Source organism: Hymenobacter montanus (genome assembly GCF_014699115.1).
GTDB lineage: Bacteria > Bacteroidota > Bacteroidia > Cytophagales > Hymenobacteraceae > Hymenobacter > Hymenobacter montanus.
The window spans coordinates 1-16,547 of the sequence record NZ_JACXAD010000015.1; the positions used below are offsets into that span (position 1 = coordinate 1).

General features: G+C 57.0%; 12 protein-coding genes. 4 read left to right on the forward strand and 8 right to left on the reverse strand.

Annotated elements, in window-relative coordinates; translation table 11 throughout:
• The 3 genes from IC235_RS22650 to acs all read left to right on the forward strand — a co-directional run.
• Positions 1-568, forward strand: a 568-nt coding sequence (locus IC235_RS22650; RefSeq protein WP_317173581.1) for a response regulator transcription factor, incomplete at its 5' end; no start/stop codon positions are given.
• A gap of 164 nt (positions 569-732) precedes the next feature.
• The gene (locus IC235_RS13695) at positions 733-2,658 is read left to right on the forward strand and encodes an AMP-binding protein (protein WP_191005755.1); all 1,926 of its coding nucleotides are present in this window, start codon (positions 733-735) and stop codon (positions 2,656-2,658) included.
• A 187-nt stretch (positions 2,659-2,845) separates the two neighbouring features.
• The gene (gene acs / locus IC235_RS13700; protein WP_191005756.1) at positions 2,846-4,756 is read left to right on the forward strand and encodes an acetate--CoA ligase; all 1,911 of its coding nucleotides are present in this window, start codon (positions 2,846-2,848) and stop codon (positions 4,754-4,756) included.
• Positions 4,757-4,835: 79 nt separating this feature from the next.
• Here the strand turns inward: acs and IC235_RS13705 are convergent, their stop codons facing one another.
• The 4 genes from IC235_RS13705 to IC235_RS13720 form a co-directional block, all read right to left on the reverse strand.
• The gene (locus IC235_RS13705; RefSeq protein ID WP_191005757.1) at positions 4,836-5,900 is read right to left on the reverse strand and encodes an OmpA family protein; all 1,065 of its coding nucleotides are present in this window, start codon (positions 5,898-5,900) and stop codon (positions 4,836-4,838) included.
• Between the two features lie 297 nt (positions 5,901-6,197).
• The gene (locus tag IC235_RS13710; RefSeq protein WP_191005758.1) at positions 6,198-8,072 is read right to left on the reverse strand and encodes a T9SS type A sorting domain-containing protein; all 1,875 of its coding nucleotides are present in this window, start codon (positions 8,070-8,072) and stop codon (positions 6,198-6,200) included.
• 93 nt (positions 8,073-8,165) lie between these two features.
• The gene (locus tag IC235_RS13715; RefSeq protein ID WP_191005759.1) at positions 8,166-10,115 is read right to left on the reverse strand and encodes a T9SS type A sorting domain-containing protein; all 1,950 of its coding nucleotides are present in this window, start codon (positions 10,113-10,115) and stop codon (positions 8,166-8,168) included.
• Positions 10,116-10,224: 109 nt separating this feature from the next.
• Positions 10,225-12,102, reverse strand: a complete 1,878-nt coding sequence (locus IC235_RS13720; protein ID WP_191005760.1) for a choice-of-anchor Q domain-containing protein — start codon at positions 12,100-12,102, stop codon at positions 10,225-10,227.
• A 768-nt stretch (positions 12,103-12,870) separates the two neighbouring features.
• Here IC235_RS13720 and IC235_RS13725 point away from each other — a divergent pair.
• Positions 12,871-13,419: a transposase gene (locus IC235_RS13725; RefSeq protein ID WP_191005761.1), complete on the forward strand. Its 549-nt coding sequence runs from the start codon at positions 12,871-12,873 to the stop codon at positions 13,417-13,419.
• A gap of 733 nt (positions 13,420-14,152) precedes the next feature.
• Here IC235_RS13725 and IC235_RS13730 read toward each other — a convergent pair.
• The 4 genes from IC235_RS13730 to IC235_RS13745 form a co-directional block, all read right to left on the reverse strand.
• Complete coding sequence (locus IC235_RS13730) at positions 14,153-14,497, reverse strand: PD-(D/E)XK nuclease family transposase (protein ID WP_317173583.1); 345 nt, start codon at positions 14,495-14,497, stop codon at positions 14,153-14,155.
• Between the two features lie 146 nt (positions 14,498-14,643).
• On the reverse strand, positions 14,644-15,066 hold the full coding sequence (locus IC235_RS13735) for a hypothetical protein (protein ID WP_191005762.1): 423 nt from the start codon (positions 15,064-15,066) through the stop codon (positions 14,644-14,646).
• A complete protein-coding gene (locus IC235_RS13740; RefSeq protein WP_191005763.1) occupies positions 15,067-15,228 on the reverse strand; it encodes a hypothetical protein in 162 nt (53 codons plus the stop codon).
• Between the two features lie 398 nt (positions 15,229-15,626).
• Entirely contained in the window at positions 15,627-16,547 is a 921-nt protein-coding gene (locus IC235_RS13745; RefSeq protein ID WP_191005764.1) for a hypothetical protein, read from the reverse strand.

Consider the following 16,547-nt stretch of genomic DNA (forward strand, 5'->3'; position numbering starts at 1 on the left):
CCAAGCACCAAGCACCAAGCACCAAGCACCAAGCACCAAGCACCAAGCACCAAGCACCAAGCACCAAGCACCAAGCACCAAGCACCAACCGTTCCGCTTCCTCTTTCCCGCCTCGCTGTTTATGAAGATGCCCCACATTTTAATTGTTGACGACGAGCCAAACATCGTTATGTCGTTGGAGTTTCTGATGCGCAAAAACGGCTACCAGGTCAGCATTGCCCGCAACGGCGCCGAGGCCCTGGCCGCCGTTGCCCAAACGCCCTACAACCTAGTGCTGCTCGACGTGATGATGCCCGACGTGGACGGCTACCAGGTGTGCCGGCAGTTGCGCCAGCTACCCAGCCAAGCAGCCGCCAAGGTTATTTTCCTTTCCGCCAAAAGCCGCGAGGCCGACGTGCAGAAAGGCTACGAGGTCGGAGCCGACTTGTATATTTCCAAGCCGTTCAGCACCCGCCAGCTCATGGAAAAAGTGCGGGAGCTAATCGTGTTAAGGGGGGCCTCACCCCCCGGCCCCCTCTCCGGGGGAGAGGGGGAGCCTGGCGATTCAGCTAAACAAATGAAAAGGTAAAAGTTGATACGTTCTTAGACACTATTCTTAACCTTCAATATCTTCAATTCTGCGCCAGTGCCGCCTCGGCTGCTCTTTTCGGCTTCGCGCCGCAACGGAACCAACGGCGAGAGGGGAGCCGCCTCATAAGTGCTGGCCAGTAACCTATATCAAATCTAGCTACCATGAAACCTGCTTGCTCTTACGCCGCCACGCACGCGGCCAGCCTGGCCGACCCAGCGGCGTTCTGGCTGGCTCAGGCCCACCTGTTGCCCTGGCATACCCCGCCGACCGAGGCCCTGTCCCGGGATGCGAATGGCTTTTACCGCTGGTTTCGCGACGGCGAACTGAACACCTGCTACCTCTGCCTGGACTACCACGTGCAGCACGGCCGCGCCGACCAACCGGCCCTGATTTACGACTCCCCCGTTACCAACACGCGGCGCACCTACACCTACGCCGAACTGCTCGACCGCACGGCCCGCTTCGCCGGGGGCCTGCGCGCAATCGGGGTGGGGTTCGGCGACCGAGTTATCCTATATCTGCCCAACGTGCCCGAAGCCCTCATTGCCATGCTGGCCTGCGCCCGGCTGGGGGCTATCCATTCGGTGGTGTTTGGTGGTTTTGCCCCGCCCGAGCTGGCCGTGCGGATTGATGACGCCCAGCCCCGCGCCATCATCTGCGCCTCGGGCGGCATGGAGTTCGACCGCGTCATCCCCTACAAGCCTCTGGTAGACGAAGCAATTAGCAAGGCCATCTTCAAGCCCGCCCACGTGGTTGTGCTCCAGCGCGATTTCGTGCCGGCGGCCCTGCAGCCCGGCCGCGACCTCGACTACCAGGACTTGTTGCAGGCCGCCCCCGTGCCGGCCGTGCCGGTGCCGGCCACGCACCCGCTTTACATCCTCTACACCAGCGGCACCACCGGCCGCCCCAAGGGCGTGGTGCGCGACCACGGCGGCCACGCCGTGGCGCTACGCTTTAGCATGGCGGCCATCTACAATCTCGAACCCGGTGAGGTCATTTTCACTGGCTCCGACATTGGCTGGGCCGTGGGCAGCAGCTACATCGTGTACGGCCCGCTGCTGCGCGGCTGCACCACCGTGCTGTTCGAAGGCAAGCCCGTGCGCACGCCGGATGCCGGCACGTTCTGGCGCCTGGTGGCCCAGCACAACGTCCGGGTGATGTTTACGGCGCCCACGGCCATCCGGGCCATTAAAAAAGAAGACCCCGAGGGCGTGCTGGCCCGGCAGTACGATCTGCGCGGCTTGCGCCACCTTTTTCTGGCCGGCGAGCGCTGCGACCCCGCTACCTACGACTGGGCCCGGGAGCTGCTCGGCGTGCCGGTGGTCGACCACTGGTGGCAAACCGAATCGGGCTGGCCCATGCTGGCCACCTTGGTGGGGCTCGACGACATGCCCGCTCCCCGGGCCGGCAGTGCCGGCCACCCGGTGCCGGGCTACGACCTCCAGATTCTCGACGAAGCGGGCCAGCCCGTACCCGCCGGCACCACCGGCTTGGTAGCCGTCCGCCTGCCGCTGCCGCCCGGCTGCTTCCCCACGCTCTGGAACGACGATGCCCGCTTCCGCGAGGCCTACCTGGCCCCGTACCCGGGCTATTACCTTAGTGGCGATGGCGGCTACCGCGATGCCGAAGGCTACACCTACATCATGGGCCGGGTCGACGACGTTATCAACGTGGCCGGCCACCGCCTCAGCACCGGCGAAATCGAAGAAATCCTGGCGGCCCACCCCGCTGTGGCTGAGTGCGCCGTCCTGGGCATTGCCGATGAGTTGCGCGGCCAGGTGCCCGTGGGCGTAGTGGTGCTGAAGGATGGCCAAACGATAGGAGAGGAGGCCCTGGAAAAGGACTTGGTGGCCAGCGTCCGCCACCGCATTGGAGCGTTGGCCTGCTTCCGCCGGGTGCTGGTGGCCCAGCGCCTGCCCAAAACCCGCTCGGGTAAAATTCTGCGCAAAACCCTGCGCCAGTTGGCCGACGGGGAAGCTTTTACCTTGCCCTCGACCATTGATGACCCCTTGATTATAGACGAAATCCGCGGCGACCTGCAACGGCGCGGCATCGGAAGGGCTTTTGCGCCGGACCAACCTACCTAGAGCGGTTCTCCAGTCCGTGTACCGTTTTTTAGGAATTAAAAATTAAAAATGAGGAATTAAAAAATTGACCAGTAGATTTTTAATTATTCATTTTTCATTTTTAATTCTTAATTCCTTATCGGGTTGCTTTTTGGCTCAAGGCAATACGCTGCAAATCCATCGTTTCACCACCTCATTCCCTCACCTTATGCATCCCCGGATTCGTACTATTGAAGAATACCACGCCGCTTACCAGCAGTCCGTTGAAGACCCCGATGGCTTTTGGGCCGCCGTGGCCGAGCCCTTCACCTGGCGCCGTAAGTGGGATACGGTGCGCAGCGGCGAGTTTTCGCCGGCTGGCAACAGCAAGTGGTTCGACGGCGCCCGGCTCAACATCACCGAAAACTGCCTCGACCGCCACCTAGCCCAGCGGGGCAACAAGCTGGCCCTCATCTTCGAGCCCAACGACCCCAAAGTCCGCCACCTGCGGCTAACCTACCGGGAACTGCACCAGCAGGTCTGCCAATTCGCCAACGTGCTGCGCAACAACGGCGTGCAGAAGGGCGACCGGGTCATTATCTACCTACCTATGATTCCGCAGTTGGCCGTGGCCGTGCTGGCCTGCGCCCGCGTCGGGGCCGTGCATTCGGTAGTATTCGCTGGCTTCTCCGCCACCGCCATTGCCGACCGCACCAACGATGCCGACGCCCGCTTCGTGCTCACCGCCGACGGCCTCAACCGCGGGGCCAAGCAAATCCCGGTGAAAAGTGTGGTCGACGAAGCCCTGGAGTCCTGCCCCGGCGTGCGGCGCGTCATTGTAGTCGAGCACCTGGGTTGGCCGGTCACCATGCGCGAAGGCCGCGACGTGTGGTACCACGACGAGGTCAAAGACGTGGCCCTCACCTGCCCCGCCGAAGAGATGGCGGCCGAAGACCCGCTGTTTATCCTCTACACCAGCGGCAGTACCGGCAAGCCCAAGGGCGTGGTGCACAGCCAGGCCGGCTACATGGTCTGGGCCGATTATACCTTCCGCAACGTGTTTCAGGTCGAGGAGAACGACGTGTACTGGTGCACGGCCGATATCGGCTGGGTTACCGGCCACAGCTACTTGCTGTACGGTCCGCTGTTGGCCGGCGCAACTTCGCTGCAGTTCGAGGGAGTGCCTACTTTCCCCAGCCCGGGCCGCTTCTGGGAGGTCATCGACAAGCACCACGTCACCATTTTCTACACCGCCCCCACGGCCATTCGGAGTCTGATGGCCACGCCGATTGATAACGTGCTGAGCTACTCGCTCACCAGCCTGCGCGTTCTCGGCTCGGTGGGCGAGCCCATCAACGAGGAAGCCTGGCACTGGTACCACCAGCACGTGGGCAAAGGCCGCTGCCCCATCGTCGACACCTGGTGGCAGACCGAAACCGGCGGCATCATGATTTCGGCTCTGGCCGGCATCACGCCCAGCGTGCCCGCCCGCGCCGGCCTGCCGCTGCCCGGCGTCCAGCCCGTACTCCTGAACCAGGATGGTACCGAAATCGAAGGCAACGACCAGGAGGGCTACCTGGCCATCAAAGCCAGTTGGCCCGGCGTCATTCGCACCACCTGGGGCGACCACGAGCGCGCCCGCCAAACCTATTTCCAGCCCTACCCCGGTTACTACTTCACCGGCGACGGCGCCCGCCGCGACGAAAACGGCCTCTATCGTATTATCGGCCGCGTCGACGACGTCATTAATGTTTCGGGCCACCGCTTCGGCACGGCCGAAATCGAAAACGCCATCAACCAGAGCGACTACGTGGTCGAAAGCGCCGTGGTGGGCTACCCGCACGACGTGAAAGGCCAGGGCATCTACGCCTACGTCATCTGCCAGAACGGCCTGCCCACCTCCGACCTGGAAATCCAGCGGGCCGAAGCCAGCATTATCGAAGCCGTAGTGGCCGAAATCGGCAAAATTGCCAAGCCCGACAAAATTCAGCTCGTTTCGGGCCTGCCCAAGACCCGGTCCGGCAAAATCATGCGGCGCATCCTGCGCAAAGTTGCCGAAGGCGAAACCAGCAACCTCGGCGACGTAACCACCCTGCTCGACCCGCTGGTGGTGGAAGAGATTGTGGCAGGCCGGAAGTAAGCAGCCCCGTACCCGTCAAACCAGTAAGCCACCGCACCCAGCCCGGGGCGGTGGCTTACTGGTGTGCTGGAGCACCGTCTTATTCTATTTCTTCTACCTCCACGCGCCGGTTGCGGGCATCGGGCGAAGGGTAGAGGGGGCGCGTGTCGCCGAAGCCACGGGTGCTGATGCGCTCGGCCGCAATGCCCGCTTTTACCAGGTAGTCCTTCACGGCGGCGGCCCGCTGCTCGGATAGTAGCTGGTTTTTGTCGGGCTCACCTACCCGGTCGGTGTGGCCCGACACGCGCAGGCGCAGCGTGGGCCGGGCTCTTAGCTGGGCCGCTAGCTGGTCCAGCGCCGAGCTGGCTTCGGGCAGTAGTTCCGGGGTGCCAACCCGGAAGAGCACAGTGGGTAGCACCACGGGAGTGGGTTTCACCGGGGCCGGGCGCACCGTATCGGGTAGTGGTTTCGGGGGCATGGATGGGGGAGGCGTGGCCTTGGGAGCCTTGCCGGCGGCCTTGCCCGTTACCTGAATGGTGATGGGCACCACCGGGCTCTGGCTGGTGGGGTAGTATCCCTGGGTGAGGTAGAAAGTAGTAGTGGCGTTGAGGCTGGTGCGGTAGGTATTGCCGGTAGCCAGGGGCTGCTTCAGGTCGGCGTCGGCAAACCAGCGCACGTTGCGGCCCGATACGCGCAGCGTATTCTCGACCCCGGCCCCCACCGTGGCGGGCGATTTAAGCTTGATGCGGTAAAAGGTAAACGCGCCCACGTCGCAATTGCCCACCGGGCGGTAGGTGGCGTGGCCAGTCAGCTTTTCCAGCTTGGCGTCGTAGGTGAACGTGATGGCGCCATCGCACCAGTAGCCATTGAGTGTGCGGCCGGTTTCGTTGAGCTTGCGCTTGTGGTCGAGCTGCATTCCGGTGGCAGTGCGCGTGCCCTGCATCTCGAACGTCACGGACATGGCCGGGCGCTCACCTACTTCCTGGTAGAGCACTCCGAACAGGTCCGTACCCTTGCCCTTCTGTACTCGAAGCACTGCCGGATAGTATGTTTCTGGCCCACCCGTATCGGTTTCTACGCCCTGCCAGACGCCCGTCAGGGATTGGGCCTGTGCGGGCGCCGCTAGCAGCAGAGCGCCCATACCGTACCAAAAACTGCGTTTCATACCGCGAAATTACGGCGGTTTTAAAATTCGCTTGTCCTAGCCCGAACTTTAACTTCGCTACGCTTTCGCTGGCCTGGGGGTGGGTTGGCGCTCCCGCCTAATGCGCACTGAAGCTGAGGCTTGGTGCGCTAAACGCGAACTGCCAGCGAGCATTGATCGAAGCTCGCTGGCAGTTTGCGTTAAATGGCAAGTGGGTTCAGCCTTGCCGGCTCATGACACCCCTAGTAATGATAGCTTCACGCCGGGGCCACGCGGGGCGAAATACGTTGACCATCCCCCCAAACGTGAGTAAGGGGGCTAATAAGTGGCGAGTTTTTGAACAAAGACCTGCTGGCCGATGGTGGCCTTGACCAGGAACAGGCCTTTGACGGGCACGAGCAGGCGGGCGGGCTGGGCGGATTCCAGCGTCTGCTCAAACACCAGCCGGCCATCCAGGGCGTAGAGGCGCACGTGCAGGGGGCCGGCCGGGCGGTTGGCAGGCAGAGTCAGGAAGACCTCACCGGGGGAGGGGTTGGGGTAGAGGCCCAGTGCCTCGGGAGCCGGGGCTGGGGTGGTGGCCAGCACGGCCCCGTACTCGAAGGCGCCGATGTCGCAGGCCCCCACACGGGGGGTGCCGCGCTGGTCGGTGGCGGGGCAACCGTTGCCAGCGTCGATGGCCGGGCTGCCGGCTTGCAGGGCCATGGTCCGAGTCGGCCCCCCGTTGTTGGCCGGTGGGGAGAGTCGCGGATTGATGACCGGCATCATATTACTGTTCACCACCACCGGCCGCGGGAAGCAGGGTCTATCATTGGGATCAGCAATGCCCGCCACGTATTTTGGGCGTTCCGGGTACTCGATGTTATTGCCGTTGTCGATTAAAGTAACACCGCAGTTGTTCGCGTTGTTGGAGCCCACGCAACCAGCCGGGGGCGGATAGCCACACTGCTGATAGGCTCTGTTATTGGCGATGATGGTATTTTTGACACTGCCCTGATTGCCAAGGATGGACCAGGCGCCCCCGTAGCCGCCAGCAATGTTGTCGGCAAACGTGCAATTGGTGATAGCCACAAACCCCGTCTCTCCTCCGGCGGGGTTGGTGAAACCATAGAGGGCCCCGCCCAAGGCATAGGTGGGCACGGTAGTCTTGTTGGCGTAAAAAGTGCAATTCGTAAACCGGTTGGTGCCCCGGCCACACACCACCGCGCCGCCGTAGTTTTTGGCTTCGTTGTTTTCGAAGGTGGAGTTGGAAACCTCAAGCGTGCCGTTGTTCAGCGTGTTGTGAAACAGCGCCCCGCCCTGACTGCCATCGGCCGTTCCCGTGGCTTTGTTGTTGGTGAACTGGCAGTTTCTCACCACCCACTGGTCTTCATTGTAGCCTTGCAGAAAGACCGCCCCAAAACTAGGGGAGTTGTTGTTGACGAAAGTGCAGCCGATAATCTCTCCCAGACCACCCGGTGTGGTTCTCGACCCGGTACAGCCGTCGACGTAAACGGCGGCTCCGCCCCCAATTGTGCAGCGGTTGTTCTCAAACCGGCAGTTTTCAATCCGCACATCGGAGAATAAGGCGGTGACGGCTCCGCCATATGTGGAGCCGGTGTTGTTTTTGTACGTGGAGTTCTTCAAGATAAACCGGCCGCCGCCGAAGGAGATAGCCCCGCCGCTACGTTCTTCCCGGCTACGGGAGGTGCAATTGTCAAACGTCATGAATTCGCTGCTGAACACGTTGCGTTGGCCCGACACCACCGCCCCGCCGCCGCCGCCGTGGCCGGCGACCGGGTTATTCATCGGGCTTTCGAAGTCCTTGATCGTGCCGCCGTTGAGCTGCCAGGACACGTCGCTGCCGCTCTGCAACAAGCGCATTTTCGGGGCAGTACTACTCAGACGCAGCACCGCCCCATTCAGGTTGATAATCAGGTCGACCCCGTTACCCGGTTCATGGAGAATAACCGGCAAAGCTACCGGCCCCTCGGTTTCGATGTAGCCCGGCGGATACCCCGCGACGGTGTTATTAATGGTGGTGAAGACATACGTCCCGTTGGGGGCCAGGTTGATGATATCGGCCTGGCGATTGGTGTTGGCCGTGGTGATGGCTGCTGCTAGAGCCGCGACGTTCCCGTTGGCAATGGGGAACACCGTGGCCCATAACGAGTGCGAACTCGCAACCAGCAGGGCCAGGGAAAAAAGTTTCTTCATAAGCTTAGTGCTAGGATTAGACTATGTCAGGATTGGATTTGAACAAAGCAGGCTAGACTTATGTTATTCTGGTCTTACTCAGGGCGGTATTTGTCAATAGGTAGCGAGCTTCTGGACGAAGAGTCGCTGACCGACGGCGACCTTGACCAGGAACAGGCCCTTGACGGGCACGAGTAGGCGGGCGGGCTGGGCGGAGTCCAGCGTCTGCTCAAGCACCAGCCGGCCGTCGAGGGCGTAGAGGCGCACGTGCAGGGGGCCGGCCGGGCGGGGGGTGGGCAGGGTCAGGAAAACCTCGCCTGGGGAAGGGTTGGGGTAGAGGCCCAGTGCCTCGGGAGCCGGGGCCGGGGTGGTGGCCAGTGCGGGGTTGTACTCAAAGGCGCCGATGTCGCTGGCGCCGACCCGGGGGCGGCCGCGCTGGTCGGTAGCGGGGCCGCCGCTGCCGGCATTGATGGCCGGGCTACCGGCTCGTAGAGCCATGGTTTGGGTCGGCCCCCCGTTGTCAGCTAAGGGGCTCAACAGCGGATCTACGAATAATGAATTTCCCGGAGTTGCTACGCAGCGACCGTTGTTGTTTTCGGGGAAGAACAGATTGTTGCCTCCATCGTTCAGCACCGAATTACAATTTTTCCACAGGTTATAAGTGTTGGTAACGGTTTGATTATAGAACAGATTGTTCTTGATAGTTACCGTATTGTTACCGTTGTTGTTGCCAGAATGAATGGCTCCGCTCTGGCCATTACCCGGGTTGTTCGCCTGGTTGTTGGCAAAAGTACAGTTGATGATATCAACGGGAGTACTATTTTGCGGGACCGACAGCGCCCCGCCGTATTGATTGGCTACGTTAGCAGCGAACGTGCAGTTTTGGATAGTGAGTTTCGCATTTACTCCGACGTTCATCGCTCCGGCAATATTGGCGGTGTTGTTGTTAAAAGTAGAGTTGCGGAAAGTAAATTCCCGGTCTGTTGACAAGACAGCCCCCCCACCAGCCTGAGCGGTATTATTTTTAAAAGTACAGCTGTGAATCTCGTTGATAATACAGTTCGATAACCATATCCCGCCGCCGATATACGCCGCCGTATTACCATCAAAAACACAGTTGTTAAACAGCAGTCTGGTATTTTCCGGCCCACTGGTGAGGGGATATTCCGGATCTGGGATGCCTTGGCTACCACCTCCTTTGTGCCAGAACGCCCCGCCCTGATCGGCCGAGTTTGCTTTGAAGGTACAGCCGGTCACTTCCGCCGACTGGGTTCGGTAGGGAAAAAGGAACAGGGCTCCCCCAAGGCCATTCGATGCGTTGCCTTCGAAAAGGTTATTTCGGATAATCAGGGTGCCGTTGTCGCCCCTGGCCCCATCATCATAAATAGCACCACCCGCGGGGCCGGCGCCTAGCGGACTGGTGGTTCTATTGTTTTTAAACGTGCTGTTTAAAACCGTCAGGTTAGAAAGCAGATTGCTGATGGCGCCACCCTGATTGACGGCACTGTTATTCTCAAAGGTAGAATTCCTAACCGTTAAAACACTTAGGCTCTTGGTGTAGATTGCTCCACCTCCGCCTTCAGCAGCTAATCGTGACGTGTTATTGTAGAACGAGCAGTTATTGACTTCAACGTTGCCTTTGAACTGAGAAAATATTGCTGCTCCCTGGGCAACTACATCCCCATTCCTGAAGGTGAGGTTATTAAAAATGGTCTGGCCCGCACAGGAAAACAGGCCGAAGCTCGGCGCCGTAGTACTTCTTTGGATCGTGGCCCCGTTCCCGTTGATCGTCAAATCCAGGCCCGTTACGTCGTTTAAAATATTGGGCAGTCCGCGGGGCCCTTCATACCCGGTGTTGCCCGGATTTTGGGAGGTGTAATTCACCGTATTCAGCACATAGAGGCCATTGGTCGCCAGGTTAATGACGTCGGCCTGGCCATTCGTGTTGGCGGTGTTGATGGCCGCCACCAAGGCCGCGACGTTCCCATTAGGAATGGTGAATACCGCGGCCGACAACGAGCGAGAGCAGCCTACTAATAAGGCCAATGAAATAAGTTTTTTCATGGGGTTATAAATTAGCGAACAACGTAATATTGAAGGGGCTACTGCCCATGCAAATGGTACTCCCCGCCTCCCTACTGCTTCGGCCCGCTCTTCCTCAGTTCACCGTTTATTAGTAAGTGGCGAGTTTTTGGACGAAGAGTTGCTGGCCGACGGTGGCCTTGACCAGGAACAGGCCCTTGACGGGCACGAGCAGGCGGGCAGGCTGGGCGGATTCCAGCGTCTGCTCGAACACCAGCCGGCCATCCAGGGCGTAGAGGCACACGTGAATGGGGCCGGCCGGCCGGGGCGTGGGCAGGGTCAGGAAGACCTCGCCCGGGGAGGGGTTGGGATAGAGGCCCAGCGCATCCGGGGCCGAGGTAGGGGTAGTGGCCAGCACGGGGCGGTATTCGAAGGCCCCGATATCGCAGGTGCCGAGGCGGGGGGTGCCGCGCTGGTCGGTGGCGGGGCAACCGTTGCCAGCGTCGATGGCCGGGCTGCCCGCTTGCAGGGCCATGGTGCGGGTGGAGCCCCCGTTATTGGCGGGGGGGGACAGCCGCGGGTCGATGACGGGCATCGTATTACTGTTCACCAAGACCGGCCGGGCAAAGCACGGGCGGTCGTTCGGATCATCGTAGCCCGGATTCGTGATTCTATTGGGTCGTTCCGGGAACTCAATGTTGTTGCCGTTATTCGTTAGCGTGCCGCCGCAGTTGTGAGCGTTGTTGTACCCTACGCAACCGGCTGCGGGCGGATAGCCGCACTGCTGGTAAGCGCGGTTATTAGCCACAATCGTGTTCTGAACACTGCCCTGGTTGCCGGTGATGACCCAGGCGCCCCCGTAGCCCCCGGCGATGTTGTTGGCAAAGGTGCAGTTGGTGATGGTCGAAAACCAGGTACTTCCATTATCCCCGATGTTGTAGAGGGCCCCACCCAGGCCCCCGGCATCTTTGGTGACGTTGCCATAAAAGGTGCAGTTCGTGAACCGGTTATCGCCGCGGGTGCAGGTAACAGCGCCGCCGTGGGTTTTCGCCTCGTTATTCTCGAAGGTGGAGTTCGACACGTCAAACCGGCCATTATTAACGCCACTGTGCCACAGAGCGCCGGCCATGGCCCCATTTGTCGCTCCGGTAGCCTTGTTGTTGGTGAACTGGCAGTTTTTCACGAACCACTGATCTTCATTGTAGCCTTGCAGAAAGACCGCCCCGAAAGCGGGGGAGGTGTTAGCGATGAACGTGCAGCCAATAAGCTCGCCCAGCCCACCGGGCTCATTGGTCGAAAGCACCCCCTTGCACCCGTCCACGTACACGGCGGCGCCGCCCCCCACCGTGCAGCGGTTGTTCTCAAACCGGCAGTTTTCAATCCGCACGTCGGAAAGTAAAACGGTGACGGCGCCGCCATAAGTGGTTCCCGTATTGTTCTTGTACGTGGAGTTCTTTAGGGTAATTTGCGAGCCTCCGCCGACGGAAAGGGCGCCCCCGCTACGTTCTTCCCGGCTATGGGACGTACAATTGTCAAACGTCATGGCTTCGCTGCTGAACACATTTCGTTGGCCCGACACCACCGCCCCACCGCCACCGCCGTGGGCCGCGACCGGGTTATCGAGCGGACTCTCGAAATCCTTGATAGTCCCGCCGTTCAGCTGCCAGGATACATCGCTGCCGCTCTGGAACAGGCGCATTTGAGGTGCGGTGCTACTGCGGCGCAACAACGACCCATTCAGGTTGATTGTCAGATCTAGACCAGGCCCATCATTGAGAATGACGGGCAACGCCACGGGCCCTTCAGTTTCGATGTAGCCGGGCGGATACCCTGTCACGGTGTTGTTGATGGTGGTGAAGACGTATTCGCCATTCGAGGCCAAGTTGATAACATCGGCCTGGCCATTCGTGTTGGCGGTGTTAATAGCCGCCACCAGGGCCGCGACGTTCCCATTAGGAATGGTGAAAACTGCCGCCAGTAGCGGATTAGAACAGCCAAATAGTAGGGCGAGAGAAATTAATCTTTTCATAATCATTTATTTTTAGGGTTAATACACTATTAAGATGAGTCTATATTTTAACCAGAAGTTAGCTAACTCGAACAATCAAACTATGCTAGCAGATAAATGTTTATAAATTTCATTACCATATTCTAAAACATCAATAAGCTGTCAGCTATTCTAACCCTTTAAATGCGCTCTGGTGGAATAGTAGGGTATCGTGATTATATGGGAGGGCCCGTGCAAGCTACAAAAAAAATCATATAAACCAAGACATAATTGGCGGTAATTGTACTTTTCAAGCTGTGGGAGCCCGGGGATACCCACCGATTGGCATAAGGTCCAGCTTGCTTAGAGTCACCACTAAGGTCAAATCCAGCTTAACTTCTATGGTAGGCACGCATTCTACCATACCGCGAAGATGAGCGTCTTACGCCTCAGTATGATATGATTCGAAACGATTCGGGATGTTGCTCATGTCATTGTCGCTTCTTCAGATTCTTCAGACAACTGGGAACCAGGCTGGATACTTCCTTGCTGCTAACATGATAGATATGGATGTAATAGCGTAGTATGGCCCCTTAGCTGGTGCGAGTTTTGGCGAAGCCATAACTCGTGACTAATCTTGATGGGGAAGCTCTGCCTCCACTGCCGCGTAGCGGCAAGCCGGAAACGAGCCGTTAAGTCATCGTTGTGTCCGGGCATTCCATTGCCAAGCCCAAAAGCTCATTACGAGGTATGCTTCAAAACGTTACGCTAAGCTCGCGCCAGTTATGCTAGCCGCACCTATTTTGAAGCATGAGCGAGAGATACAAAGGCCGTGATTCACAACAACTGTACTTCATCAGCTTTGCGACGCTTAATTTGATAGACGTATTCACCCGTCGGCTCTACAATTATACTCTCGTTGATAGCCTTCGCTACCGCCAGCAGCCCAAGGGATTAAAAATCCACGCGTGGTGCCTGATGACCAACCACGCGCACCTCATCACCAGCAGCGATACCGACAACTTCTCCCATATCCTGCGCGATATGAAGCGACGCCCCGCCAAAACCTTGCCTCTCGCTATTGAGCGGAACAGGCAGGAAAGCCGCCGCGAATGGATGCTCTGGATGTTTGAGCGGGCCGGCCGCCGCAATGCCCACAATACGAAGTATCAGTTTGGGCAGCAGGAAAACCATCCAATTGAACTCAATACCAACGAGCTTCGCCAGCAGCGACTGCGGTGTCTACACCAAAACCCGGTGGCCGCCGGTTTTGTGGACGCACCGGAGGACTTTCTCTATAGCAGCGCCCGCAACTACGCCGGCCGCCGCGGCCTACTTAAGGTCCTGTTTATTGGTTAAAGTATAGACTGGCATGCACTGGCGGGAGTTTAGGCGCAGCCGTAACTTATGCCTATCATTTGAGCGAGGTTGCGCCTCGCAGCAGAACGACTTGCCCTAACATCCCAACTACACAGTCCCGACTTGCCGCTTTGCGGCAGTGGAGGCGCAACCTCCACTGCAAGGTTGGTCACGAGTTACGGCTGCGCCTAAACTCGCGCCAGGTGAGCCAGGTTGGAGGCCCAGTGGGCTAAGTTGGGGCGCACTCTGCCGCCTTGATTGCGGGAGCATAAACTGCTTCTCAGGTTTCTGGCTGTGTTTTGCCAATTTTGAATCTTCCACACGGCTATAGCTTAATTTCTCCATTTTATTCTCCTTTCTTTATATCAATAAGGTCAAGGTATTTTAAAGCATCCTTTACTTCTAAAGGTCGCAGATTATTTTCAGGGTCCCACCCATGATTTAAGAAATAAATGATTATATCTTTTATTGCCGCGGGCCGGTTAAAATTAATAATTGCATTGTTTCGCTGAAATTGGCCTTGTAGCCAAGCTATGCCTTGGCCAGCACCACCTAAAACCATTTTGCTGGCTCGCCTCCTTCCTTTCTTGTTTTATTGTGATCTTCTTTAAAAAACAATCGAAGGGGTGACTTCTTATTTCCATTAAGATAAATGGTGATTACTTCCACACAAGGGGAGTATTCATATTCTGCTAGGTGAATATGGGCTCTTTTCCAGAGATAAGAGTGGTTATTAACGGTGATTTTTCTGAGTTTTACCATTGTTTTTTAGACTGTAATGTGATGGATAGGCTTTTATGCGAGCAAGCAGCATTTTCACTGTTTCCATGTATAAGCAAAACGCGTGGCCTAGCTGCATTTCCACGATGAAGTGGTGACTGGCCCCATCGGTCCAGGCCAACTCGAAGATGCCACTGCGGCTGTTCAGCGTCAACACCTCGAAAGCATTCTTTTCTAACTGCACCTCCCGAATTGGCACCGCCGACTCAATAAGCGCCTGCAAGGCCGTGCGCAGAAGCAAGGTGTTGCCCTCGTTGCCAAACGTGGCCTCAAAGCCATAATCGGAAGTCAGCGGAATAAAAGGGCCCTATGGAAGGTACTGCGAATGATTTTCCGCGTCCCACCGCCACTGCCGGAGCGGGCCGCGTCGTGCCGCGGCTCCCGCGTGGGCGGTGATACGATTTGATACGATTCAAGCTGAAACTGATACGATGCTCTACCCAACTACTCACCCCGGCGCAAAAACGTGAACGTCGTATTCGTCTGCTCCACGTCATAATCCTGCAAGTCTAGGTGGAGGCGATACAGCGCCAAGCGGGTCTCCACCTGATAGGGCGCCTTGATGAAATGCTCGACCACATCGGGCTGCACCTCCACAAAGAATTTTCGCTTGATATCGAAAATGACGCTCCATAGCCGCTGTTTATCTGCTTTCGGGTACTGGCTGAAATCAACCGGCACGGCAGAACCGGCCAGATACAGCGTGAAATCACTGGCGTAAACCAGCTTCCCGTCGTGCGTTACGCTCCGCACCTCATAAGCCTGAATCACTATGTCCCAATCGGGGTGCAAGTAGCTGATGTCGTATTCCAGGCTGCCGCCGGCTTTGCTCCAATCGCAGAAACGAGTGCGGGCCGCCTCCAGCATTTAGCTGGCGCGGCGGCGCTGGCGCACCTCTTCCACCCGCTCGGCCGCGTTCTTGCCCGTGAGCTTGTCCAATTCATCGTAGCGGCGGCGCAGCTGGGCCTGCGCATTCTGGCGGCGGGTTTCCTGCAAGGTGGCTTTGGGCAGGGGCTGGGTAGTTTGCATGGTATCCAAAGATAAGCAGCCGGCGAAAAGTTGCAAGCCGCGCCTCCTAAGCCACTGCTGAAGCTGGAAGCGACCCGCAGCAGTACCCTGGCGCGAGTGAGTTTAGGCGCAGCCGTAAGTGGTGACTGGCCATCGGGCGAGGCTGAGCCTCGCATCAGAACGACTCATACTAAGGTCCGTAACCCAGCCTAAAGCAAGCTAGTCGCGTTGCGGCAGTGGAGGCTGCGTCTCGCAACAGAACGACTTTTCCAGACATCCTAACTTATGTAGTCCCGCCTTGCTGCTTTGCGGCATCAAGGCTGGTCATGAGTACGCTGCGCTAAACTCGCGTCAGGGAGACGGAAGAAGTTTATCACGAGTTACTCATCTTTCAAGGTCAGTTTAATGAAACTTAAGTGTTAGCCTTTTATGGCTTTAGTAGGAGATTTAGGTGCGGCTATTGCCTTTCTCCTTTTTGGCTTTTCCTTTATTTCCTCAGCAGAAGTTGTATCTTCCTTGTTTTCAATAATCTTTTCAATAGCCGCTTTCTGCTGCTCCTCTATGCCAATTTTATGTTTCTGTCTACTTTCTTGGTAGACTAAACTTGGCCATATTTTATTTAGTAGTAGCTCCAAAACCTCCGTTAGTTGTAAGCAGCATTCATACGATTCGAGGAAATATTGAATTGTCACTGGCAAAAACTCATCAATTCTAACTCTTGATAACGTCCCAGCCTTATTTAAATAGATACTATTCGCAACGCCAGAATTGTGTATGTAGATATCGCGGGTTGCCTTCAATTCAATGTATTTGTGAAATGCTGGCTGCTCAAGTAATTTGATACCAGTGTATTTTTCAAACTCTTCCGCAAATTCTCGTGGAGATTTGTAGTTTAATTCATTAATCAATGAATTAACAATGGAATTCTTGACCTCATCAAGGGAGCCTGCTTCAAGAACTAATTCGGCATCAATTTTTCGTTTGCTTGGAATCTTGTTTGGAAACTCAAGTAAAATATCTCGTAAAATATCAATTAATAATACCTCAGTAATTGTTACAAGCTGGTATATTCCATTAATTGGAAGTTGAGAGTAACATATATATTCGTAACGAGAAATTAGGTCATCTTTTGTGTATGTTCGCGTACCATTAATTGAAGTATTATCTGCTTTATATCCTATAGGAAAAGTAACTTCAAAATTATCACTCTTACCATTATCAACAGTGCTAATAGAAAGCTGATATGATTGATACGTGAGTTCAGCTAATTCTCCTTGAATAAAAAGCTGAGAGCGTTGATTATCTACTTTTCTATAAAGCTTGTCACCAAAACTTTCCAT